The following is a 327-nucleotide window of genomic DNA, read 5'->3' on the forward strand; positions in this document are numbered from 1 at the left end:
ACGCTTGTGTTTGTTGATTCTTTTGAATCGGTTTGTTTCTCGGATGTCTTGATATCTTAGGTCTATCATTTCTAAAATGATAGTCTTATCATCAATTCTGTATGAAGTTTTCAAGGTACGTTATGGATACTTTCGTATCCGAATGGAGATGGAGAGATTCGAACTCTTGACCCCCTGCTTGCAAGGCAGGTGCTCTCCCAACTGAGCTACACCCCCATATAGGATGATTCCTATTTAATTTTCTTTTTTTAATCTGGCAGCCACCTACTCTCCCATGCCGTCTCCAGCGTAGTACCATCGGCCGCTTAGGTCTTAACCATCGTGTTC

General features: G+C 42.5%; 1 tRNA gene and 1 rRNA gene (1 of these 2 only partly in view). Both read right to left on the reverse strand.

Annotation, left to right across the window (positions count from 1 at the left end):
- Positions 1-143: 143 nt before the first annotated feature.
- A tRNA-Ala gene (locus DWY37_RS15675) sits at positions 144-216 on the reverse strand.
- A gap of 35 nt (positions 217-251) precedes the next feature.
- A 5S ribosomal RNA gene (gene rrf / locus DWY37_RS15680) occupies positions 252-327 on the reverse strand; it runs 64 nt beyond the window's last position.

This window comes from Roseburia sp. AF25-13LB (assembly GCF_003478915.1).
GTDB classification, from domain to species: domain Bacteria; phylum Bacillota; class Clostridia; order Lachnospirales; family Lachnospiraceae; genus Roseburia_C; species Roseburia_C amylophila.